Consider the following 21509-nt stretch of genomic DNA (forward strand, 5'->3'; position numbering starts at 1 on the left):
TTTATTTGTTGCTCTTCTTAATTGGTAACACAGACATGGCTCGCATGACAAGGAAAAACTTAAGATTTCTTTGCAAATGATCTGCATAAATAGGCTATTTGTGAAACGGAGTTGATGACGTTTATTAACTTATTTGTCTGCCATATCATCAGGATGATTAAAAATGCCGCTTGCCATTGTTCATAGCAGAGCTTGTGTTGGTGTTGATGCGCCAGCCGTCACGGTTGAAGTGCATCTGAGTAACGGAATGCCAGCTTTTAATTTAGTCGGCTTGCCAGAGACAACGGTCAAAGAAGCCCGTGATAGAGTCAGAAGTGCGATTGTTAATACCAATTTTGAATTCCCGTCCCGGCGGATCACCGTGAATTTGGCACCCGCAGATTTACCCAAAGAAGGGGGACGGTTTGATCTGCCTATTGCCTTGGGTATCCTTGCCGCATCAGGTCAAATTCCAGCAAATAAGCTGAAAGATCATGAGTTTTTAGGTGAATTGGCGTTGTCTGGTGAATTGCGAATGGTTAAAGGTGCGCTGCCTGCCGCTTTAGCGGCGATGAAAGCCCGGCGCTGTTTGGTCGTGCCTGATGATAATGGTGATCAGGTTGCCCTGGTGGGTAAAGAACAGCATAAGTCGGCTGCAGGTTTATTAACGGTTTGCGCCCATTTGTGTGGTCAGCAACAGTTGCGGTTGCACTATCGGAGTGAAGCTGAAATTGAACTGGAAAGGCCGGATTTCACCCGTGATATGCAAGATATTATTGGTCAGCAACAAGGTAAGCGGGCATTGGAAATTGCTGCTGCCGGTAGCCATAATTTGCTGTTTCTGGGGCCGCCCGGCACGGGGAAAACCATGCTGGCATCACGGCTGTGTGATTTGTTGCCTGACATGGATCACGAGGAGGCGCTGGAAACCGCGGCGGTTGCTTCGCTAACGCAACAAGCCCTGCACGAAGGGAATTGGTTAAAACGCCCTTTTCGTACCCCGCATCACTCTAGTTCAATGGCTGCACTCGTGGGTGGCGGATCTGTCCCGAAACCGGGTGAGATCTCGCTGGCCCATAACGGTATTTTGTTTCTTGATGAGATGCCGGAATTTGATCGAAAAGCCCTTGATTCGTTGAGAGAACCCTTAGAATCGGGGGAGATCGTGATTTCGCGTGCCACCAGCAAAACGTGTTTTCCGGCCCGCTTTCAACTAATAGGCGCCCTTAATCCCAGTCCGACAGGTTATTACGAAGGTAATCAAACCCGGACCAATCCGCAGGCCATATTGCGGTATCTAGGCCGCCTTTCCGGTCCGCTTCTTGACAGGTTTGATATGTCGATTGAAATTCCCGCCCTGCCCCGTGGCACATTGGCCGAAGGCGGTGATCGTGGTGAGCCCAGCGAGGTGATAAAGCGGCGGGTTCTTCAGGCCCGGCAAGTGATGTTGGCGCGTGGTGGGAAAGTCAATGCCCTGTTATCGATCCGAGAGCTGGATAAGCATTGCGAATTAGCGAAAGCGGATGCCCAATTTTTGGAAGCGGCGTTGCACCAGCTGGGGTTGTCGGTTCGTGCCTATCACCGGATCATCAAGGTGGCCAGGACTATTGCCGATCTGGGGGGTAAAGAACACATTGAGCGGGGGCATTTAGCGGAAGCGCTTGGTTACCGCTCGATGGATCGGTTATTAAAAAGGCTGACGGCACAGGTGATATAGCCGATAAAAAAAGGGCCTCTGGCCCTTTCTGAACAAAGACGGAAACTTACTTTTTCAACAGGAAGTTAACCAGTTCAAAATACTCTTCAGTCGATTTAATCTTACCGGCTTGTACCAGGTACTTGTTGTTAACAATCACCGCAGGGACACCAGTTAAGCCGCTGTCCGTGAAGGCTTTATTGGAGCGGTTTACCATAGAGTTAACGGCAAAGCTGTTGTAGGCACCATCAAAATCCTCGGCACTCATGCCTTCATCGATAAAGATTTGACGAAGTTCCTGATCGTTGCGAGGGGGCTTTTTCATGGTGTGAATACGGTTAAACAGTACTGGGGTCATTTTGTCCTCCACCCCCATAACCACGGCCGTCGAATAGGCTTTACTCATGGAATTACCCATTGGACCGCCCATGAACGACACATGGTTTTTTTGTAGTTTAGCGTTGTCTGGCAACGTTTTTTTCAGTGCCTGAATCATGGGTTCAAAGCTATGACAGTGCGGGCAGTAGAAAGAGAAGAACTCTGTCACTATCGGGCTGCTTGATTGGGGCAGTTCAAGCACTTTGTAATGATCGCCTTCCGTAAACTTGGCCGCGTGAACGGAAAAAGACAATAAGGCTACGCTGGCTAGAGCGAGTAGTTTCTTCATCATGTTTAGGTGTACTCCCTGAGGTATTAACAGAAATAGCACCGGGCTATTTCTTTTGTTATGGGTGGAACTGTTTATTGTGAGGATCTTACCACTGCGGCATCAGCTGTAGTGGGGGTTCATTTAAAGCAGCCAGTTGTTCTTTAAATGAAAGCACTTGGCCTTCCCAGTATTTTGCATCAGCAAACCATGGGAATGCACGCGGAAATGCCGGATCTTGCCAGCGTTTTGCTAACCAGGCCATATAGTGCACCATTCTAAGACCGCGTAAAGGCTCAATTAGTTGCAATTCTTTGGGGTTAAAGTCAGCAAATTCGCTATAAGCTTCCAGCAGAGTATCTAGCTGGGCCATTTGGTCATGGCGCTCGCCGTTTAACAACATCCATAAATCCTGCACGGCTGGACCATTTCGCGCATCATCCAGGTCGACAAAGAGTGGTCCGTCACGCCACATTATATTGCCGGGATGGCAGTCGCCATGAAGGCGAATGGATTGCCAGTCTGTATGCCAGTGCTGGCTGAGTTCGCGGATCAGTAAATCCAGATCGGAAAAAAAGACGGTTTTAAGGTGATCTGGAATAAAATCCGCATTTTCTAAAATCTGGCGAGGTTGGTGAAGGTATTCATCCAGCCCGATGGTGGGGCGATGGATAAATGCTTTGCTCTGGCCGGCACGGTGGATACGGCCGAGAAAGCGCCCGACCCACTCAAGCTGGTCAAGGTTATCCACTTCAAATTGGCGACCGCCAACACTTGGGAACAGTGCAAAACGATGTTGCTCAAAATGCATCAAGGTTTCACCCGCAAAGGCGATAGGTGCTGCTACCGGAATTTCGTGTTCAGCAAGTTCATGAGTAAAATCGTGCTCTTCCTGAATTTGCTCATTACTCCAGCGTTGCGGGCGATAGAACTTGACCACATAACGCTCGCCGTCTTCGGCTTTAAATTGATAGACGCGATTTTCATAGCTGTTAAGCGCCAGTAATCCTGATTCGGCCCGTACACCAGTACTTTCAATGGCGTCGAGCAATAAATCAGGAGTCAGATCGGAAAAACTAAAGCCTTGTTGTGTCATGGTGACCAATTCCGAAACCTAGGTAATTAAAGCGGTAGTATATCATCATATTGAAAAAGGGCCTGATTAGGCCCTTTTCTGGCTCATAGTGATGAACTGGGTTAGCGAAGTTCGCCGATAAACCGGCTCTCGGTCTGTAGCCGGATTTTGTTTTCCCCTTCGCCTCTTTCCAGAATAAAAGTGATATCCGCAATGGGGGTTTTCAATAAATAAGGATCAACCCCCAGGCTGATTGGCAAGGTATAAATTTCGCCTGCAGAAATAGTCACTGTTTGCGGGCCATACCATTCAACGTCTTCCAGTCCATCGACCGCGAGCGTGTAGGTGGTATCCTGCTGGGTTTTATTGAGAATTTTTAAGGTATAGGTATTTTCTATCAGGCCTTCATTATTGATCCGGAATAAATCGTTGCGGTCACGCAGAACATCCAGCCCCATAGGCTGCACAGAGGCGAGTAAGTATAAGAACAGGCCTGCCATGGCGACCATGACCGCACCATAGCCGAGCAGTTTAGGACGCAAAACATGGGTTTTATGCCCTTCTAGCTTATGCTCTGTGGTATAGCTGATCAGGCGTGTCTCATACCCCATGCGTTCCATGGTCTGATCACAAGCATCGACACAGGCTCCGCAGTTAATGCATTCATATTGCAGGCCGTCACGAATATCGATCCCGGTCGGGCATACCTGAACACACAGGTCACAGTCAATACAGTCACCCAGCCCTAACGCTTTCGGATCTTTTTTACGCGGACGCGGCCCGCGAGCTTCCCCGCGTTCAGCATTATAACCAACGATGTAAGTATCTTTGTCGAACATCGCGGATTGGAAGCGGGCGTAAGGGCACATATGGATACAGACAATAGAACGCATCCAGCCTGCATTGGCATAGGTACAACCGGCAAAAAACAGTACCCAGAAACCGGCCCAGAAGCCGACATTAAAGGTGAAAAAATCGATAACCAATTCTTTTATTGGCAAAAAATAGCCAACAAAAGTGAGGCCGGTAGCCAATGCTACGGCCCACCAGGCGGTATGTTTCAGGATTTTCCTGCCCAGCAATTTTCCGGTCATTGGCAGGGAATCTTGCTTACGGCGCTTATTGGCGGCGCCTTCGAGTTTTTCTTCAAACCAGATATAGATGAAGGTCCAGACCGTTTGCGGACAGAAATAACCACACCAGACGCGTCCCAGAAAAGTGGTCACAAAAAACAGAGCAAAGGCCGCAATCATGAACAGGACGGCCAGCAGGGTTAAATCTTGCGGCCATAGGGTAGTGCCAAAGAAGTTAAACTGCTGGTGGCCAATATCCAGTAAAATAGCCTGACGGTCACCATAAGAAATCCACGGTACGCCCATAAAAAGCAGCATAAACAGCCACCCCATACGTTGGCGCAATTTCTGATAAATTCCTTTAACGGCACGGACATAGATTTGATTGCTTGGATTGAAACGATCGGAGGTGCCTTTGTGCGTCTTGGGATTAAATTGCTGCGCGGTGACATCCTTGATTTTAATTTTCTCGTGGCTCATGACATGACTTCCTCGGGCTTCCTTATACTGAATTAGCAAAAGGCTTCCGGCTCAGGTACGTTGCCTGACCGATATGTAAATTATAATAAGCAGATGTTGTTAATTATATAACACCTCGTGGGCCGATTACTCTAACAAGGTCATAGTTTCAGCAATAGGTGGCGTGAGTGGGGGCTATAGCGGGGAAGAGGGCTGATCTGATGATCAGCCATGATGAAATACCCGAGGATGTAACAGGGTCAGTCTTATTTTATAATGCCGCGAGCACGTAATATCGCAGTTTTGAAATCATTTTCGCAATCTTTAGCGATGCCCGGGATCATTGTTTTATCATCGCTGTTGCGCATTTTCAGATGATAGATCAGCACGTCATCGGTCAAGTCTTCTAATTGACCTTCGTATTTTGCTTCTTCAGCCAGTTTGATAAGAAATTGAACCAGGTTGAGATCTGGGTCTTTTTTCCATTCAGGGTGGATCAATTCAATCAGTTCGTTAACGCGATGGGTCTTCATTTTTTCTCCACAATTAAGGCTGAGCTGAAAATATTGTTATATTTTATGGCGGGTAAATTATAACAAACTTTGGATTGATACAAATGGTAACAAGGCCGTGATACGGCGGCAGGAGGCATAATGCTAGGTGAAAAATGATCGGGATGAACAAAAGGCAGCGAGGGTAGCACTGCCTTTGACTGATAGCCCCCGTAAGGACGAGGATTAAGCGGCTTGCTCGTTATCAGGGGTTACACCAACTGGCTCGTGGACCGGCATGGTGTGAACGTCTGCAACGTGCTGAGGCACTTTTTTTGTTTTAAACCTTGGAGCAAAAGTGCTGCTGCGTAAACGAGATGGACTGCGAGGGGTGGTACTTATATACCTGGCCGGGGATGCAGGGCGCATGATTTACCTAGTGTCAGGCTCATCCGTGGCCAAAAAATAAAATCAATACCTCCGCAGGGGTAACCCCATAGGCAAAGCCCGTCCGGAACCGAGATATTGGGTTTTTCGTGTTATTTTCGGCGCAGAGAATAGCAACAAGCGAATGATAAGTCGAGCAAACTATGAGCGCTTAATGTGGTGTTTTTCGTCAATTTTATGTTGAATAGAAAGAGAATGTAGGGCTTGTGTTGCAAGTGTGAAGATAAGCTGTTTCACAGCCATGGCTTTATGGTGTAATGCAGAAACTATTATAAAAAAGAGCCTGTGTAGAGAGGGTGAATGGAACACGATCAGCAGCGATTAGTCGTTAATCGCAACTTGTCTTATAAATTAGCAGAATCAATCGGACAACGTATATTACAGGGAGAAACAAAGCCCGGTGACATTTTACCGGGAGAAGTTGAACTCGGTGAAATGTACGGCGTCAGCCGTACTGCGGTTCGCGAAGCGATCAAGATGCTGGCGGCGAAAGGTATGGTATTGCCCCGCCCGCGTATTGGCACCCGAGTCTTGCCAAAGCGTAACTGGAATTATCTCGATCAGGATTTACTGGCCTGGTTGAATTTTGATGAACATTGCGAATTAGTGGCAGAGTTTCAGCAGGTACGACTCACCTTAGAGCCAGAGGCCGCGGCGTTGACTGCTCTGAATGCCAGTGATAGCGATCGGGATGAACTACAGGCCCTGATGCAGGAAATGCATAGTCTGGGTAAGCATTTTGATCAGAATAAATGGATTGAAGTCGATACGCGGTATCATCAACTGATCTATTTTGCTTCCGGTAACCATTTTATCAGTCCGTTTGGTAATTTGTTTAAAGCGGTTTTTGAAAACTATTTCCGTATTATTACCCGGGATCGGTTATTGAAGCTGGATATTCATCAACGTATTGTTGATGGCATTATCGCGCGAGATCCTGACGCGGCCCGCCGAGCTACGGTTGAGCTGCTAAAATAGCGAGCAGCATTTTTCTTTAAAAACACCAATGGTCAAGGTGAGTTTTGGTTCATGTTCATCATCAGAGAGATTATTTTTAAGGCTGTTTCAGGTTGAGCTTACAAGTGTAAGTTCAACTGTGTCATACTGCTTATGTTTTGAACATGAAACCTACGTTGGGATGGCTGAGATGAGTAAGAATATGGCGCTAAAGCCAGAATATTCGACAGCTGAAGAAGTGGCTAATAGTATCAGCCATGGCTTCGGGATGATTTTTGGTATCGTGGGCCTGGTTTTATTGTTGCTTCAGGCGATAGATGCCAATGCCGATGCTCTGAGCCTTGTCAGCCTGAGTATTTATGGGAGCAGCATGATATTGCTGTATCTCGCGTCTACTTTATACCATGCGATCCCTTTTGAACGGACCAAACGCGCCCTGAAAACCTTTGATCACTGTGCAATCTATCTGCTGATTGCCGGTACTTATACCCCTTTCTTGCTGATTTCATTACGCACCCCTTTGGCCATCACGTTAATGACCGTGATATGGGGCTTGGCACTGATAGGAATCGCGCTGAAAATTATCTTTGTCTACCGCTTTAAACGCCTGTCGCTGGTGACGTACCTTACCATGGGCTGGTTATCGTTGATTGCGATCTATCAACTGGCCTTGTCGCTATCGCATGGCGGCCTAGTGTTGCTTGGCTTAGGCGGAGTGATCTATTCGCTGGGCGTGGTGTTTTACGTTAATGATCGTATTCCTTATAACCACGCCATCTGGCATCTGTTTGTGCTCGGCGGTACGATGTGCCATTTCTTTGCTATCTACTATTACGTCAAGCCGATTTAAACTGCCGGGTCAGATAGTCAAAGAGAGCGATCTCGCTCTCTTTATTGCTGTCTAGTCGATTAGTTACGCCAGAAGGCCGGAAAGAACACCACTAAGACGGTCAGTATTTCCAGGCGCCCCATCAGCATCCCGAAGCTCAGGACCCATTTGGCGAGATCCGGCAGCGTCGCAAAATTACCGGTCGGGCCAATGACATTGCCCATCCCCGGCCCGACATTGGCAACCGCAGTGACGGCTCCGGTAACACTGGTTACCGGGTCTAACCCCAGGAGGCCAAGTATGGCGGCAATAAGTACGATCGTGATGATAAAGGTTAAGGCGAATGCGACCACTGAGCGGACGATGCTTTCTGTGACCGGCCGGCCGTTATAACGCTGGATGAACATTCCTGACGGATGGATCAGCTGCATCATTTGTTTGCGCAATAAGGCAAAAGCGACCTGAAAGCGGAAGATCTTGATCCCGCCAGCCGTTGAACCCGAACATCCCCCGACCAGCATAATAAAGGCAAAGATAATGCTTGGCAGTGGACCCCAGGACGTAAAGTCATCAAGGCCGAACCCGGTGGTGGTGACGACTGAAATGATGTTAAACAGCGAAACTCTAAATGCATCGCTAAAGGCGTAATCCAGTTTCCAGGTTAACCACAATGCCACGATCAGCCCTGCAGTCAGAACCAATAATGTGAAGCCACGTACCTGGGCGTCGGTCAGTAGTGCTGCGGCACTTTTTTTCCGCAAAACCTGGACGAATAGCAGAAACGGTAACCCACCCGCGAACATGAAAACAATCGCGACCCAGTGAGCACTGTTGGAAAAGTGATTCATTGAACCATCTGAGGTTGAGTAGCCTCCGGTTGATAAGGTAGTGAACGCATGGTTTATGGCATCGAAGGTGTTCATCCCTGTCATGATAAAACCGAGAATACACAGCAGAGTCAGGACCAGATAGACGATCACGATATTCTTCGCCACGCTCTTGGTTCGAGGTGAGCTTTTCTCTGACCAGTCTGATGATTCCGTCTGGAACAGGCGCATTCCCCCGACGTTGAGCATCGGCAGGATCGCGACCCCCATGACAATGAAGCCAATCCCCCCGAGCCATTGTAAGGTGGAACGCCATAGCAGAATACTCGGTGCCATATCATCCAGACCGCTGAGCACCGTCGAACCGGTCGTGGTGATCCCCGACATGGTTTCAAAGTAAGCATCGGTAAAGCTGATATGGTTGATAAACACGAAGGGTAATGCGGCAAAGGCACTGGCAATCGTCCACACCAGCGTGGTGATCAGGAACATATCCCTGACCCCTAATTTAAACTTCTGGGTACGGCCAAATGTCAGGCACAGAAAAGCCACGGTATGGGTGATGAATACCGCAATGGCAAAATCGATAAACCCGCCGGTGCCGGTAAAAAAGGCGACCAGAGTCGGGACGTACATGAACAGGGCTATCTTAGATAGAACCAGCCCAATTACGAATAATATGGGACGAAAATTGACCATAATGTTATACAGGTAGTCTTACAAGAAGAACGGGCTTGGTTGGAATAAGCGCTCAACATCTGGGATATATTTTTTATCAACCAGGAACATCACGACGTGATCATCCTGCTCTATTAATGTGCGGTCGTGGGCAATCAGTACTTCATCGCCACGAACCACTGCGCCAATGGTGGTACCCGGTGGAAGCTTGATATCACCAATGGCACGGCCAACGACTTTCGAGGTGCTGGAATCACCGTGGGCGATAGCCTCAATGGCTTCAGCGGCCCCGCGGCGCAATGAAGAGACATTGACAATATCGGCTCTGCGGACATGGGTCAGTAAGGCTGAAATGGTTGCCTGCTGTGGGGAGATCGCGATATCAATATTGCCGCCTTGCACTAAGTCCACATACGCACCGCGCTGGATCAGCACCATGACTTTTTTGGCGCCCATGCGTTTGGCCAGCATCGCCGACATGATGTTGGCTTCATCGTCATTGGTTACCGCAATGAACACATCAATTTGCTCAATATGCTCTTCGCTCAGCAGTTCCTGATCTGAGGCATCCCCACAGAAGACGATGGTATTTTCCAGCATTTCTGACAGATTTTCTGCGCGTTCAGGATTACGTTCAATCAGCTTAACACTGTAAGACTGCTCCAGACGACGAGCCAGACCTGCCCCGATATTACCGCCGCCGACAATCATCAGGCGTTTGTATGGTTTCTCAAGACGTTGCAGTTCACTCATTACCGAACGGATATGGTTACTGGCTGCCACGAAGAACACTTCGTCATCAGCTTCGATAATGGTGGTACCTTGCGGCCTAATCGGCTGCCCCTGGCGAAAAATGGCGGCAACACGCGTATCGACATGCGGCATGTGTTCGCGAAGTGCCGACAGGGCATTACCGACCAGCGGGCCACCGTAATAGGCTTTAACGGCGACCAGACCGACTTTATCTTCAGCAAAACCGACCACCTGCAGCGCGCCTGGATACTCGATCAAGCGTTCGATATACCCGGTAACCAGTTCTTCCGGGGCAATCAGGTGATCAACCGGTACGGCATCTGACTGGAATAACAACTCTTTTTCTTTGAGGTATTCCGGCGACCGGATGCGAGCGACCCGGTTGGGAGTATTGAACAGAGAAAAGGCGATTTGGCAGGCGATCATGTTGGTTTCGTCAGAGTTAGTGACGGCAACCAACATGTCGGCATCCTGAGCGCCAGCTTCACGCAAGGTACGGGGGTGGCTGGCAAAACCTTGTACAACCCGCAGGTCATATTTATCCTGCAATTCACGCAGGCGTTTAGGGTCTTTATCAACGATAGTAATATCATTGTTTTCACCGACAAGGTTCTCAGCCAGTGTGCCACCGACCTGGCCGGCGCCGAGAATGATAATTTTCATAGCATATGCCTGATTATATTCTTCTGTATTGGTTACAACGACCACAGTACCAGAACATCCTGAGATGTTCTGGTACTGTGGTCGTTAGCCTTGTGACCGTTAGCGCTTTTGTAACACGGCGTAGTAGAAACCATCCATGTCTGACTCACCGGGCAAGATCTGACGACCGGGCTGTTCCGGATCGCTGTCGGCTTCTTGGCCTCTATTGATCAGGGTGGCATCGGCGGTACGGGCCAGGAAGTTTTTCACTTGCTGGCTGTTTTCCTGCGGTGTGATTGAACAGGTAGCATAGACCAGAGTCCCGCCAGGTTTCAGTTGCTGCCACATCGCGTCGAAAATCTCAGCCTGCAGGCTGGCCAGTGCTTCGATATCATCTGCGCGACGTAGCCACTTGATATCAGGGTGACGGCGGATCACACCGGTTGCAGAGCAAGGGGCATCAAGCAGGATTCGATCGAACTTCTCTCCTTGCCACCAATCGGCAGGATAACGGGCATCGGCACACAGCACCGTTGCATCCAGCTGCAAGCGTTCCAGATTTTCGTGAACTCGCAGCAGGCGCCTTTCATCGCAATCAATTGCCACGACCTTGGCTGTTGGCTGGCGCTCCATGATATGGGCCGTTTTACCACCGGGGGCTGCACAACAATCGAGAATTAATTCACCGGCTTGTGGCTGCAGGTAATCGACAGCCAACTGTGCGGCACTATCCTGTACCGAAGACCAGCCATCAGCAAAGCCAGGCAACTTACTGACATCACAAGGAGCCAATAAACGTAGCGCGTCAGCGGCTTCTGGGTGTAATTCGGTTTCGATACCCGCCTCATCAAGAAGCTTGCGGTATTCCTCTCGGGTGTGGTGCTGGCGGTTTACCCGTAGCCACATTGGTGCCTTGGTATTGTTTGCCGTAACAATCGCTTCCAGCTGTTCCGGGTAGCTTTGTTTTAGCAGCTTTAGTAACCAGCCGGGGTGGCCATATTTACCGGCATCATGGCTCATTGCCTTGGCATCTAAACTTTCCTGCTGGCGTTGGTAGTTACGCAAAATGGCATTAATTAAACCGCGCAGCTGGGGTTTCTTGAGATCTTTGGTCGCATTAACGGTTTCTGCGACAGCGGCGTGAGCGGGTATGCGCATGTGGCCTAGTTGGTACAAACCCACCAAAATCAAATGGTGGAATACACGTTGTTTACCTTTCAAGGGCTTATCCATTAGCTGTGTCGTAATGGATTCTAAACGTGGCAGCCAGCGTAGTACGCCGTAGCAGATCTCTTGCAGCAAGGCATGGTCACGATCTCGAATTTGCTGCTGGGCTGCAGGTAGTGCAGCTGAAAGGGATTGCCCCTGATCAACAACCTGATAAACAACTTGGGCTGCTGCGGCTCTTACGTTCATACGTATTTCCTGAAATTAGTTTCCACGTAGCCATCACGATCTTGCTACTTCGCTCAATAATGGCATCGAAAGCGCCCCATTATACGGATAAATTTTGTATAAAAATGGTACGCATGCTTTTTGGCTCTTGAACGTAGTCGCGTCGTGTTGAACCGCTATGGTCAGAGTCGTTATAGTTTTCAATGATGTTGCAAAGAAAAAAGCCAGTGGCTGGGCACAGGCTTCAGACTTTACAATTACAGTTCGGTGCCAGGTTCAAACCATTCTCGGCGCGAGTTGAGTAAATCTTGCGCTTTCATCGCTTTCTTTCCGGGAGGTTGAAGCTCGGTGAGGCGTAATGCGCCTTTTCCGGTCGCGACGGCAATGCCTTGCTTGTCTGCTGACAGGATCGTGCCCGGAACTTTACCCTGGCTGTCTTCTTCAACAACGGCTTGCCACACTTTGACATTCTGCCCGGCAACTTCAAAGAAGCTCATCGGCCATGGATTGAAGGCGCGAATGCAGCGCTCAATGGCGGCGGCATCCATGGTCCAGTCAATCTTTGCTTCTTCTTTGCTTAATTTCTTTGCATAGTTTGCCAGTTCATCATTTTGCTTTTCAGCAACTGCCGTACCCGCGGCAATATTGGCTAAACAATCAATCAATGCCTCAGGACCGAGCCCGGCCAGCTTTTCATACATGGTGGCGCTGGTGTCTGCGGCTTCAATAGGTAAGGTTGCGATACTCAGCATATCACCTGTATCGAGGCCTTCGTCCATCTGCATGATGGTGACGCCTGTTTCCTCATCACCGGCCCAGATGGCGCGCTGAATCGGTGCGGCTCCCCGCCAACGAGGCAGGATCGAGCCGTGCACATTGATACAGCCCAGCTTGGGTGTTTCCAGCACTTCAGTTGGCAGGATCAGGCCATATGCCACGACGACCATGAGATCGGCATTGAGGGCTTTCAGTTCTTGCTGAGCTGCTTCATTGCGCAGCGATGCGGGCTGATAAACCGGAATATCACTCGCTAGGGCGATATTTTTAACTGGGCTGGCGGTTAATTTTTTACCGCGGCCGGCAGGGCTGTCCGGTTTGGTGTAAACGGCGATAACTTCATGCTGTGAAGACAACAACGCCGCCAGATGACGGGCGGCGAAGTCAGGTGTACCAGCAAAAACAATACGTAACGGTTTGCTCAAGGTAACCTCTAATGATTAATTTTTGTCGTGAATACGCTTCAGTTTTTCTAGCTTTTGCTTGATGCGCTGACGCTTCAGTGGTGACAGGTAGTCAACAAAGAGTTTTCCTGCCAGGTGGTCAAGTTCATGCTGCACGCAGATAGCCAGCAGATCATCGGCATCAAAGCTAAATTCATTACCGTCGCGATCGAGGGCTTTTACGGTCACTTCCGCAGCGCGCGAAACCAGTGCTCTGGCACCGGGAACAGATAAGCAGCCTTCTTCGATACCATCGTCACCGCGTTTGTCGGTGATTTCCGGGTTGATCAGCACCATAGGTTGGTCGCGTTCTTCAGAAATATCAATCACAACTATACGCTGATGAATATCAACCTGGGTTGCTGCCAGGCCAATACCCTCTTCGTCATACATGGTTTCTAACATGTCATCGACAATTTTCTGGATTTCAGGTGTGACGGCTTCTACGGGTTTGGCGACAGTGCGTAAACGCTCATCAGGGAATATTAATACTTGTAATACTGACATAGGTACTCGGAAAAATTGAACTGTGCTAAAAACGGAAATAGCTTACTTGCTCTAATTCTAGTCATTTTAAAGATCAAATAACAGCATTGGCTGTATAACATCGTCAGTGATAATCATTGAAGGGAAGAATTCTTTGCATTATTAGTCAAGAGAATGAACAGATTGCGGTGTAGTAGATTAGGGAGCTATCAGCAGACTTGGTAAGTATCCGATGTATTTGGAACAACGAAAAGTTGAACTGTGCCCAAAACCATTATCTGTTCGCCAAGTTGCCTTGGACATCTTTCTAAGCGGATGACACCTTTGATGCTTGCACTTATATCATTCAGTGGTTATCTACAGGGAAGGCTCGGCATGAGAGCGTGCGTCTTATTGTTTATTGTGATTTCTTCATTTTCTGTTTGTTGGGCGGATACGACGCTACCCAGTGTAAAGAAAAATATTCCCGAGGTTTATACGGTCAAAAAAGGCGATACCCTATGGGATATCTCGGCACATTTTCTTGAAAACCCGTGGTTATGGCCACAGCTTTGGCAAGCCAATGCTTATATTAAAAATCCGCACTTGATCTATCCGGGGGATCAATTGCACCTTGTATGGGTTAATGGCCGTCCTCAGTTACAATTTAAAAAAAATGTCGTGATCTCACCCCAAATACGTGTTCAACACTCTGCGATCACCACATTGCAAGAAACGTTGATGCTTCCTTACCTGGCTGACAATAAATTAATCACCGAGCAACGTCTCGCTCAACTTCCCCGGGTTTTGGGGGCAAGCGAACAGCGCGGATATATGTCTCGCGGAGATAAAGTGTGGGTTGATTCTGAGTTATTGCTAGGCACTGAGTGGTGGGTGTATCGTGTCGCCGCGGAGTTTGTGCGAAAAGATAGGCCTGATGGAAAAGTGATATCACTCAAAGAGGTGGCAAAGCTTAGAGCGTTGGAAATACAAGAAAATATGAGCTTAATGACGGTGGAATCTTTTCGGCAAGAGATCAGTCAAAACGATATTTTATTGCCTGCCCCCTTAACGGTATCAGACGTTGATATGCATTTTTCCCCATCAAAGCCGCCAGCTGATATTCAGGCGAGTGTTTTAGGGAATCTAGAAGGGCATAGCTATATAGCGACGTCTCAAGTCGTCGTGCTTGATCGTGGTCATCTGGATAATTTAACAGCGGGTAATGTGTTGCAGTTATTTAAACCTGGTGCAAAAGTAACCGGGAATAAAGGTGATTATGCTTATAAAAATGAACATGGCTGGTTACCTGAAAAACAGCAGCTCAGCAGTCTTCTCATTGGTGAGGTCATGGTTATCCGACCATATGAATATTTTAGTCTGGCGGTAGTAACCCGGAGCCTGCAACCTTTTCGTGCCGGGATGCTTGCTTTACCTCCGCGTTTAACGGATTGATGAGTAAAACATTAGAGAGTTGGCTGATCCTGGCTGCTGTTCCTTATTTGGGTGGCAACCGGATCAGTAAGCTCTTACAATATACGACCCCTCAACAATTGCTCTCGATGCCCGCGGAACAGTTGCGGATAATCGGACTTTCAGAGCAACAGGTTCACGCCCTCCACCACCCCAAACGCCAGCGGATTGAAACCTGTTTGGCTTGGGCTGAGCAACGTGGGCAATCTATTCTCACGTTGGATTCACCGCATTACCCGGCGCTTTTAAAAGAGATAGCTTCCGCTCCCCCATTATTGTTCGTTCGTGGTGAAACGCACTGGTTGCGCGAGCCACAGCTTGCGGTTATCGGCAGTCGCTCTGCCAGTATCGATGGTCGTGAGGCGGCGTATCATTTTTCAGCCGCGCTGGTCGCTGCCAATTATGTGGTCACCAGTGGCTTGGCTTTAGGTATTGATGGGCAGGCACATTACGGGGCACTAAAAAATGGCGGAGCGACGGTTGCTGTGCTGGGTTCAGGGCTGAATCATATCTATCCCGCCCGGCACCGTGACTTGGCGGGTCAAATTGCAGAGCAAGGTGCACTGGTTTCTGAGTTCTGGCCCGATGAAAAACCGCGGCCACAAAACTTTCCGCGTCGGAACCGAGTGATCAGCGGGCTGTCAGTTGGCGTATTGGTTATAGAAGCAGCAGAAAAGAGTGGTTCGTTAATTACGGCGCGTTACGCGCTTGAACAGGGACGGGAAGTCTTCGCGTTGCCAGGCTCTATTCAAAATCCAGCCAGTCGGGGTTGCAATGCCTTGATTAAAGCTGGTGCTAAACTGGTAGAAAGTCCGGTCGATATCTTTGAAGAGGTGGGATCTCTGACAGAATGCGCAATAAGTAACCAAATGAACTTGTCATTGCCACAACCTGAAAATGAAGAATTGCCATTTTCAATGGTGTTGGCTAACGTAGGCAATGAAGCAACACCCGTAGATATAGTTGCTGAACGCTGTCAACAACCCGTACATGAAGTTATGATGCAATTGTTGGAACTAGAATTGCAAGGTGTTGTCACTACAGTGCCCGGTGGTTATATCAGAACGAGGAGGGGCTAGTTATGATGGACATTCTAATGTACCTGTTTGAAACCTATATCCACAGCGATGTGGAACTATTGGTTGATCAGGATGAGCTTTCCGATGAGCTTAGCCGTGCTGGATTTCATCAAGATGATATCTATAAGGCTCTAACTTGGTTAGAGAAACTTGCAGCATTGCAAGATACTGAAGATACGCCTTATATGAACGATAGTGCGGTCACGTCAATACGTGTTTATATCCCGCAGGAGATGGCACGGCTGGATGTTACATGTCGTGGCTTCTTAACTTATCTTGAACAAATTCATGTCTTAAGCGCTGATACCCGTGAAATGGTTATTGATCGTGTGATGGAGCTGGAAACAACAGAATTTGTGTTAGACGATCTGAAGTGGATCATTTTGATGGTGCTGTTTAATGCACCGGGCAATGAAAATGCCTACAGCCAAATGGAAGATCTGCTTTACGGTGCCGAAGACGGTTACCTGCATTAATTATCGATATCCCTGCCCTAGCGAGTGAAAATATTGTATGGCCGGTAAAATTAACGACCCGTTATTTAGTGCTCATGAACACGCGTTAGAGCAAGAACAATCCTGCCCCAACTGTGGTGGGACGTTGGCGATGCGTTATGGCAAGCGCGGCCCTTTTCTTGGGTGCTCTAATTATCCCGATTGTGGCTTTATCCGCCCGCTAAATCACAACGATGGACACATTGTTAAACATCTTGGTAAGCCTTGTCCGCAGTGCGAAGACGAACTGGTATTACGCCAGGGTCGTTTTGGGATGTTTATTGGTTGTGCCAGCTTCCCGGATTGCCAGCATATTGAGCCGTTAGAGAAAAAAGCCGACGATACCCAGATTTTGTGCCCTGATTGCCACAAAGGTAATCTTGTTCAACGTAAGTCTCGTTACGGCAAAGTCTTTTATGCTTGCGATCAATACCCAGCATGTCGTTTTGCAGTGAACAACAAACCTGTTTCTCAGCAATGTGGAAAATGCGGATTCCCATTGGTAACAGAGAAAAATCTTGCCAGTGGCACTAAGCTGCAATGTGCTGATAAAAAGTGTCACCATATCCAATCGTAAACGTTCTCGATCTCTTTGAAAATTCCGCTATAATACTTACGCAATCGTTTACGTCACTTAAATATGGAAGGAATACTGATGACTAAGCCCTTTGTTGCTGTTTTGATGGGATCAGATTCGGATTTGCCGGTAATGCAGGCAACGCTTGATGTTTTAAAGTCTTTTGAAATTACAACGGAAGTGAAAGTTACTTCGGCTCATCGCACACCTGCAGCAACTCACGCTTATGTGACGGATGCTGAGGCGCGCGGTTGTGGCGTATTTATCTGTGCGGCAGGTTTGGCTGCCCACTTAGCGGGTGCTGTTGCGGGTATCACTACATTACCGGTTATTGGTGTGCCGATCGACGCTGGCCCGCTTCAGGGAATGGATGCTCTACTGTCAACGGCAATGATGCCCGGCGGTGTGCCTGTGGCGACGGTTGCTATTGGTAAGTCGGGCGCGAAAAACGCGGGTTATCTGGCGGCACAAATTCTAGCGACGGGCGATAAAGAACTGGCGCAAGCGGTGAAGGCGGAGCGTCAAAAGAACGCTGAATCAGTCATCGCGAAAGATGCAGCTTTACAAGAACGTCTAAAGGGTTAAATAATAGCCATGAATTCAAGAGGCGCTCTCTTTAGAGCGCCTTTTTTATTGCTTTTAATATGGTTATTGATGAGGTCGATATGGACAACCTGCAACAAGTTGTAGCGGCGTTAAAAGACGGTAAAGTCATTGCTTACCCGACAGAGGGCGTGTTTGGAGTGGGTTGCGATCCTGATAATCAGCAGGCGGTCGAAAAACTATTAGCCTTAAAACAGCGTCCTGTTGAAAAAGGATTGATCCTGATTGCTGCTGATTATCAGCAGTTGTTGCCCTATATTGATGATAGCCAGCTGACTGAGCAGCAAAAGCAGAAAATTTTTGCGACCTGGCCTGGTCCGGTGACTTGGGTTATGCCGGTGAAAAAAAATGTACCGGCTTTTCTGACCGGGCAATTTAACTCAATCGCGGTACGTGTCAGTGATCATCCTTTGGTACAACAGCTCTGTACTTACTTTGGTAAACCGATCACTTCAACCAGCGCTAACTTAACAGGGTTGCCGCCATGTAAAACAGCGACTGAAGTCTATGATCAGTTGGGCGAACATCTAAGTGCTATCTTAGAAGGTGAGACTGGCGGGCGAGAAAATCCGACTGAAATTCGTGATGCATGCAGTAATAATGTGTTGCGCCAAGGTTAGCAAGTGGCAGTAAAGTTTTACGGTTATACAAGGAGAAATGATGGGTCACGTCGATAAACATGCTGTGAAAGCGTTTTTACTCTCACTTCAGGATAGTATTTGCCAGAGCCTGGAACATCAGGATGGCGCGGCAATATTTGAGCAGGATGAGTGGCAGCGCGAACAGGGTGGTGGCGGACGCAGCCGTGTGTTGCGTAATGGCAGTGTATTTGAACAAGCGGGCGTGAACTTCTCCCATGTATTTGGCACTCAAATGCCGGCATCAGCCACCGCGCACCGTCCTGAACTGGCAGGCCGTGGGTTTGAAGCTATGGGCGTGAGCTTGGTGATTCACCCGAACAACCCATATGTGCCGACCTCCCATGCCAATGTGCGTTTTTTCATTGCAGAAAAAGAAGGGGAAGCACCGGTATGGTGGTTTGGTGGTGGTTTTGATCTGACTCCTTTTTATCCGTTTGAAGAGGATTGCCAGCACTGGCACGATACCGCGAAAGCAATTTGCGTCCCTTTTGGTGAGGATACCTATCAACAACATAAAGAATGGTGCGATAAATACTTCTTTTTACCGCATCGCAATGAACCCCGCGGTGTTGGTGGCCTGTTCTTTGATGATCTTAATGAGTGGGGGTTCGAGAAAAGTTTCGCATATATGCGGGCGGTTGGTAACGGTTACTCAGACGCTTACTTACCCATTGTCGACAAGCGTAGGCATACGGCATACGGTGAACGTGAACGTGAATTCCAGCTATACCGCCGTGGCCGCTATGTGGAATTTAATCTGGTTTATGATCGCGGTACCCTGTTTGGCCTGCAAAGCGGTGGCCGTACAGAATCAATATTAATGTCGATGCCGCCATTGGCCCGTTGGGAATATTGCTATCAGCCGATAGAGGGATCGCCAGAAGCCAATCTTTATGAGAACTATCTTAAGCCGAGAAATTGGTGATCATATTAACTGTTTGAGCTTGAGGTAGAGCAGTGATAGGGTCGATTTATCGACCCTTTATTATTTTTGGACAGCAATCTCACATGGATAAGTACGTCGTTTTCGGAAATCCCATAGGCCAGAGTAAATCCCCTTTCATTCATACTCTGTTTGCCCGGCAAACAGCCCAAGCAATGACGTATACTGCTGAGCTGGTACCCATTGGTGAATTTGTTGCAGCCGCAGATGCTTTCTTTGCTTCCGGTGGGCGAGGTTGCAATATCACTGTGCCCTTTAAGGAGCAGGCCTATCTGTATGCGACTCAACTTACTGAGCGCGCAAAGTTGGCGGGTGCCGTGAATACGTTAAAAAAACTCGATGATGGAGCCATTCTAGGTGATAACACCGATGGTGAAGGCCTAGTACAAGATCTACTACAAAATCAGGTAGAATTGTCTGGCAAGCGGATCTTATTAGTCGGTGCTGGTGGCGCTGCTCGGGGGGTGATTCTCCCTTTGCTGGCTCAAAAACCTGAAGCGGTTGTCATTACTAATAGAACCACAGAAAAAGCCCAGCAATTAGCCGATATCTTTTCTGCTTACGGGCCGGTTTCTACGCTTGGACTTGATGAAGCCAATGAGCCGGAGTTTGATGTCATTATCAATTCCACATCAGCGAGTTTAGCGGGCCAATTACCCGGCTTATCAGATAGCCTGATCAAACCGGAAATGACTTGCTACGATATGGTGTATGGACCTGATGTGACGCCCTTTAATCAGTGGGCTCATGAACTAGGTGCCAGAAAGGTGCTTGATGGACTGGGGATGTTGGTTGGTCAGGCTGCTGAAAGCTTTATGCTGTGGCGAGGTATCCGCCCCGGTGCTAAACAGGTCCAACGCGAACTGCGGCGTATATTACAAGATTAAGTGGAATAACAATGAATCAAGATATTTTATTTGCAGACATCCAACGTTGGGATAGCGATAAGTTAGCCGTCAACTTTTCTGCGCAACAAGCGGGTGCATTAATCGGCTGTTGGGTGAGCCTCCAATGGCTCCAGCAGCAGACAGCGCAAGAGTTGATAACAGAATCTGATATTTTGGCGGTGTTTGCTGCCAATCGTTTCGATTTAGAAGAATTGGCAGAAGAATTGATTAAAGATGAAGCGTTTGATAATGAGGGACATATTCATATTAATTAAGGGTTCTCAATTTCCGCAAGATACTCATTCTTTAATCTGACATAGTTATCAGCAGAAACGGGTAAAAAAGCGCGCTCTTTTTCATTAAGCGGACGTGCTTGTTTTACCGGGCAACCTTTATAGAGGAAACCGCTCTTTAATGTTTTGCCTGGTGGGACTAAGCTTCCTGCACCAATGATTACATCATCTTCGATGATCGCACCGTCTAATAATATAGCCCCCATTCCCACTAATACCCGGTTGCCAACCTGACAGCCATGTAACATTGCTTTATGTCCAATAGTGACATCATCGCCAACAAGTAAAGGGTGACCATCCGGTTTATCGCCTGTCTTGCGGGTGACGTGCAAGACCGCACCATCCTGAACATTGCTACGAGCACCTATTTTTATCTGGTTTACATCACCCCGTGCGGCAACGAGTGGCCAGATACTGGCGTCATCACCTAATTCGATATCGCCAACGATCACCGCTGAACTATCGATATAGGTATTTTGACCAAGAGACGGCGTTATTCCTTTGTATGATCTAAGGGCTGAATGCATGAAGTACACCTTATTGAAGTCATTTTTTACAAGAATAGCGAAGTTGTGATGTGATTTGCATCGATAAATCGGACATTTGAACGATAATCGTGCATCTGAACGAAAATGATGAATTTAATTTAAAATGCCTATTGCCAATGTGATCGAAGTCTCTATAATGCGACCTCACTGACACGGAGCACGGCGGTTAGCCAGCAACCTAGTCAGTATGCTCTTTAACAATTTGACCATGCAATCTGTGTGGGCACTCGTGAAAAAGTTAAGTCGAAAGATTTATCAATGAACTGAGTGACCGAACAGTATGATTCCTGCAGAGGAATGATATTGGCACAGTCAATTTATGCTTCAACTTCGGTTGAA

At 48.1% G+C, this 21509-nt stretch carries 22 protein-coding genes; 12 read left to right on the forward strand and 10 right to left on the reverse strand.

From position 1 onward, the window contains the following. Positions 1-163: 163 nt before the first annotated feature. Entirely contained in the window at positions 164-1696 is a 1533-nt protein-coding gene (locus AC2204_RS18415; RefSeq protein ID WP_318927233.1) for a YifB family Mg chelatase-like AAA ATPase, read from the forward strand. 46 nt (positions 1697-1742) lie between these two features. On the opposite strand, the gene AC2204_RS18420 is transcribed toward AC2204_RS18415, so the two are convergent. From AC2204_RS18420 to AC2204_RS18435, 4 genes are all read right to left on the reverse strand, one after another. Continuing rightward, positions 1743-2345, reverse strand: a complete 603-nt coding sequence (locus AC2204_RS18420; RefSeq protein WP_318927235.1) for a thiol:disulfide interchange protein DsbA/DsbL — start codon at positions 2343-2345, stop codon at positions 1743-1745. A gap of 85 nt (positions 2346-2430) precedes the next feature. Further along, positions 2431-3417 carry a serine/threonine protein kinase gene (locus AC2204_RS18425; protein ID WP_318927237.1) on the reverse strand — a complete coding sequence of 329 codons (987 nt, stop codon included), beginning with the start codon at positions 3415-3417 and terminating at the stop codon, positions 2431-2433. Between the two features lie 101 nt (positions 3418-3518). Beyond that, positions 3519-4949 carry a cytochrome c oxidase accessory protein CcoG gene (gene ccoG / locus AC2204_RS18430; protein WP_318927239.1) on the reverse strand — a complete coding sequence of 477 codons (1431 nt, stop codon included), beginning with the start codon at positions 4947-4949 and terminating at the stop codon, positions 3519-3521. A 245-nt stretch (positions 4950-5194) separates the two neighbouring features. Continuing rightward, positions 5195-5461 (reverse strand): YihD family protein, encoded by a 267-nt coding sequence (locus AC2204_RS18435; RefSeq protein ID WP_318927241.1) that lies wholly within the window; start codon positions 5459-5461, stop codon positions 5195-5197. 705 nt (positions 5462-6166) lie between these two features. Between AC2204_RS18435 and AC2204_RS18440 the strand changes: the two genes are divergently transcribed. After that, the gene (locus tag AC2204_RS18440; protein ID WP_318927243.1) at positions 6167-6844 is read left to right on the forward strand and encodes a FadR/GntR family transcriptional regulator; all 678 of its coding nucleotides are present in this window, start codon (positions 6167-6169) and stop codon (positions 6842-6844) included. 169 nt (positions 6845-7013) lie between these two features. Next, entirely contained in the window at positions 7014-7673 is a 660-nt protein-coding gene (gene trhA / locus AC2204_RS18445; RefSeq protein ID WP_318927245.1) for a PAQR family membrane homeostasis protein TrhA, read from the forward strand. A 59-nt stretch (positions 7674-7732) separates the two neighbouring features. Here trhA and AC2204_RS18450 read toward each other — a convergent pair whose 3' ends face one another. The 5 genes from AC2204_RS18450 to def all read right to left on the reverse strand — a co-directional run bounded on the left by AC2204_RS18450 (position 7733) and on the right by def (position 13674). Further along, positions 7733-9178 (reverse strand): TrkH family potassium uptake protein, encoded by a 1446-nt coding sequence (locus AC2204_RS18450; RefSeq protein ID WP_318927247.1) that lies wholly within the window; start codon positions 9176-9178, stop codon positions 7733-7735. Positions 9179-9196: 18 nt separating this feature from the next. Further along, complete coding sequence (gene trkA / locus AC2204_RS18455; RefSeq protein ID WP_318927249.1) at positions 9197-10573, reverse strand: Trk system potassium transporter TrkA; 1377 nt, start codon at positions 10571-10573, stop codon at positions 9197-9199. Between the two features lie 99 nt (positions 10574-10672). Next, complete coding sequence (rsmB, locus tag AC2204_RS18460) at positions 10673-11968, reverse strand: 16S rRNA (cytosine(967)-C(5))-methyltransferase RsmB (protein WP_318927250.1); 1296 nt, start codon at positions 11966-11968, stop codon at positions 10673-10675. 236 nt (positions 11969-12204) lie between these two features. After that, positions 12205-13149: a methionyl-tRNA formyltransferase gene (fmt, locus tag AC2204_RS18465; protein WP_318927252.1), complete on the reverse strand. Its 945-nt coding sequence runs from the start codon at positions 13147-13149 to the stop codon at positions 12205-12207. A gap of 15 nt (positions 13150-13164) precedes the next feature. Continuing rightward, the gene (def, locus tag AC2204_RS18470; protein ID WP_318927253.1) at positions 13165-13674 is read right to left on the reverse strand and encodes a peptide deformylase; all 510 of its coding nucleotides are present in this window, start codon (positions 13672-13674) and stop codon (positions 13165-13167) included. Positions 13675-14028: 354 nt separating this feature from the next. Between def and AC2204_RS18475 the strand changes: the two genes are divergently transcribed. The 9 genes from AC2204_RS18475 (at position 14029) to AC2204_RS18515 (ending at position 20604) form a co-directional block, all read left to right on the forward strand. Next, positions 14029-15087, forward strand: coding sequence for a LysM peptidoglycan-binding domain-containing protein (locus AC2204_RS18475; RefSeq protein ID WP_318927254.1), 1059 nt, complete (start codon positions 14029-14031; stop codon positions 15085-15087). Continuing rightward, positions 15087-16184 (forward strand): DNA-processing protein DprA, encoded by a 1098-nt coding sequence (gene dprA, locus AC2204_RS18480; protein WP_318927256.1) that lies wholly within the window; start codon positions 15087-15089, stop codon positions 16182-16184. Before AC2204_RS18475 ends, dprA begins: the two co-directional genes overlap by 1 nt. A gap of 2 nt (positions 16185-16186) precedes the next feature. After that, complete coding sequence (locus AC2204_RS18485; RefSeq protein WP_318927257.1) at positions 16187-16660, forward strand: DUF494 family protein; 474 nt, start codon at positions 16187-16189, stop codon at positions 16658-16660. A 37-nt stretch (positions 16661-16697) separates the two neighbouring features. Continuing rightward, on the forward strand, positions 16698-17255 hold the full coding sequence (locus tag AC2204_RS18490; RefSeq protein WP_318927258.1) for a DNA topoisomerase family protein: 558 nt from the start codon (positions 16698-16700) through the stop codon (positions 17253-17255). Positions 17256-17333: 78 nt separating this feature from the next. After that, positions 17334-17840 (forward strand): 5-(carboxyamino)imidazole ribonucleotide mutase, encoded by a 507-nt coding sequence (gene purE / locus AC2204_RS18495; RefSeq protein ID WP_318927259.1) that lies wholly within the window; start codon positions 17334-17336, stop codon positions 17838-17840. 80 nt (positions 17841-17920) lie between these two features. Further along, entirely contained in the window at positions 17921-18478 is a 558-nt protein-coding gene (tsaC, locus tag AC2204_RS18500) for an L-threonylcarbamoyladenylate synthase type 1 TsaC (protein ID WP_318927261.1), read from the forward strand. 40 nt (positions 18479-18518) lie between these two features. Then, the gene (gene hemF, locus AC2204_RS18505) at positions 18519-19424 is read left to right on the forward strand and encodes an oxygen-dependent coproporphyrinogen oxidase (RefSeq protein WP_318927262.1); all 906 of its coding nucleotides are present in this window, start codon (positions 18519-18521) and stop codon (positions 19422-19424) included. An 83-nt stretch (positions 19425-19507) separates the two neighbouring features. Then, complete coding sequence (aroE, locus tag AC2204_RS18510; protein ID WP_318927263.1) at positions 19508-20329, forward strand: shikimate dehydrogenase; 822 nt, start codon at positions 19508-19510, stop codon at positions 20327-20329. Positions 20330-20340: 11 nt separating this feature from the next. After that, on the forward strand, positions 20341-20604 hold the full coding sequence (locus AC2204_RS18515; RefSeq protein ID WP_318927264.1) for a DUF1488 family protein: 264 nt from the start codon (positions 20341-20343) through the stop codon (positions 20602-20604). Here AC2204_RS18515 and AC2204_RS18520 read toward each other — a convergent pair. Continuing rightward, positions 20601-21149 carry a gamma carbonic anhydrase family protein gene (locus AC2204_RS18520; RefSeq protein ID WP_318927265.1) on the reverse strand — a complete coding sequence of 183 codons (549 nt, stop codon included), beginning with the start codon at positions 21147-21149 and terminating at the stop codon, positions 20601-20603. The two genes, AC2204_RS18515 and AC2204_RS18520, sit on opposite strands and share 4 nt — an antisense overlap. Positions 21150-21509 lie beyond the last annotated feature (360 nt).

The sequence above is a fragment of the Photobacterium sp. genome (assembly GCF_057456235.1).

Excerpts from the sequence above, each read along its gene's own strand:
- AC2204_RS18520 (WP_318927265.1), bottom strand. The coding sequence starts at position 21,149 with ATGCATTCAGCCCTTAGATCATACAAAGGAATAACGCCGTCTCTTGGT.
- trhA (WP_318927245.1), top strand. The coding sequence starts at position 7,014 with ATGAGTAAGAATATGGCGCTAAAGCCAGAATATTCGACAGCTGAAGAA.
- AC2204_RS18435 (WP_318927241.1), bottom strand. The coding sequence starts at position 5,461 with ATGAAGACCCATCGCGTTAACGAACTGATTGAATTGATCCACCCTGAA.
- hemF (WP_318927262.1), top strand. The coding sequence starts at position 18,519 with ATGGGTCACGTCGATAAACATGCTGTGAAAGCGTTTTTACTCTCACTT.
- AC2204_RS18450 (WP_318927247.1), bottom strand. The coding sequence starts at position 9,178 with ATGGTCAATTTTCGTCCCATATTATTCGTAATTGGGCTGGTTCTATCT.
- ccoG (WP_318927239.1), bottom strand. The coding sequence starts at position 4,949 with ATGAGCCACGAGAAAATTAAAATCAAGGATGTCACCGCGCAGCAATTT.
- AC2204_RS18420 (WP_318927235.1), bottom strand. The coding sequence starts at position 2,345 with ATGATGAAGAAACTACTCGCTCTAGCCAGCGTAGCCTTATTGTCTTTT.
- AC2204_RS18425 (WP_318927237.1), bottom strand. The coding sequence starts at position 3,417 with ATGACACAACAAGGCTTTAGTTTTTCCGATCTGACTCCTGATTTATTG.
- dprA (WP_318927256.1), top strand. The coding sequence starts at position 15,087 with ATGAGTAAAACATTAGAGAGTTGGCTGATCCTGGCTGCTGTTCCTTAT.
- AC2204_RS18490 (WP_318927258.1), top strand. The coding sequence starts at position 16,698 with ATGGCCGGTAAAATTAACGACCCGTTATTTAGTGCTCATGAACACGCG.
- tsaC (WP_318927261.1), top strand. The coding sequence starts at position 17,921 with ATGGACAACCTGCAACAAGTTGTAGCGGCGTTAAAAGACGGTAAAGTC.
- AC2204_RS18440 (WP_318927243.1), top strand. The coding sequence starts at position 6,167 with ATGGAACACGATCAGCAGCGATTAGTCGTTAATCGCAACTTGTCTTAT.
- purE (WP_318927259.1), top strand. The coding sequence starts at position 17,334 with ATGACTAAGCCCTTTGTTGCTGTTTTGATGGGATCAGATTCGGATTTG.
- aroE (WP_318927263.1), top strand. The coding sequence starts at position 19,508 with ATGGATAAGTACGTCGTTTTCGGAAATCCCATAGGCCAGAGTAAATCC.
- trkA (WP_318927249.1), bottom strand. The coding sequence starts at position 10,573 with ATGAAAATTATCATTCTCGGCGCCGGCCAGGTCGGTGGCACACTGGCT.
- AC2204_RS18475 (WP_318927254.1), top strand. The coding sequence starts at position 14,029 with ATGAGAGCGTGCGTCTTATTGTTTATTGTGATTTCTTCATTTTCTGTT.
- rsmB (WP_318927250.1), bottom strand. The coding sequence starts at position 11,968 with ATGAACGTAAGAGCCGCAGCAGCCCAAGTTGTTTATCAGGTTGTTGAT.
- AC2204_RS18485 (WP_318927257.1), top strand. The coding sequence starts at position 16,187 with ATGATGGACATTCTAATGTACCTGTTTGAAACCTATATCCACAGCGAT.
- AC2204_RS18515 (WP_318927264.1), top strand. The coding sequence starts at position 20,341 with ATGAATCAAGATATTTTATTTGCAGACATCCAACGTTGGGATAGCGAT.
- def (WP_318927253.1), bottom strand. The coding sequence starts at position 13,674 with ATGTCAGTATTACAAGTATTAATATTCCCTGATGAGCGTTTACGCACT.
- AC2204_RS18415 (WP_318927233.1), top strand. The coding sequence starts at position 164 with ATGCCGCTTGCCATTGTTCATAGCAGAGCTTGTGTTGGTGTTGATGCG.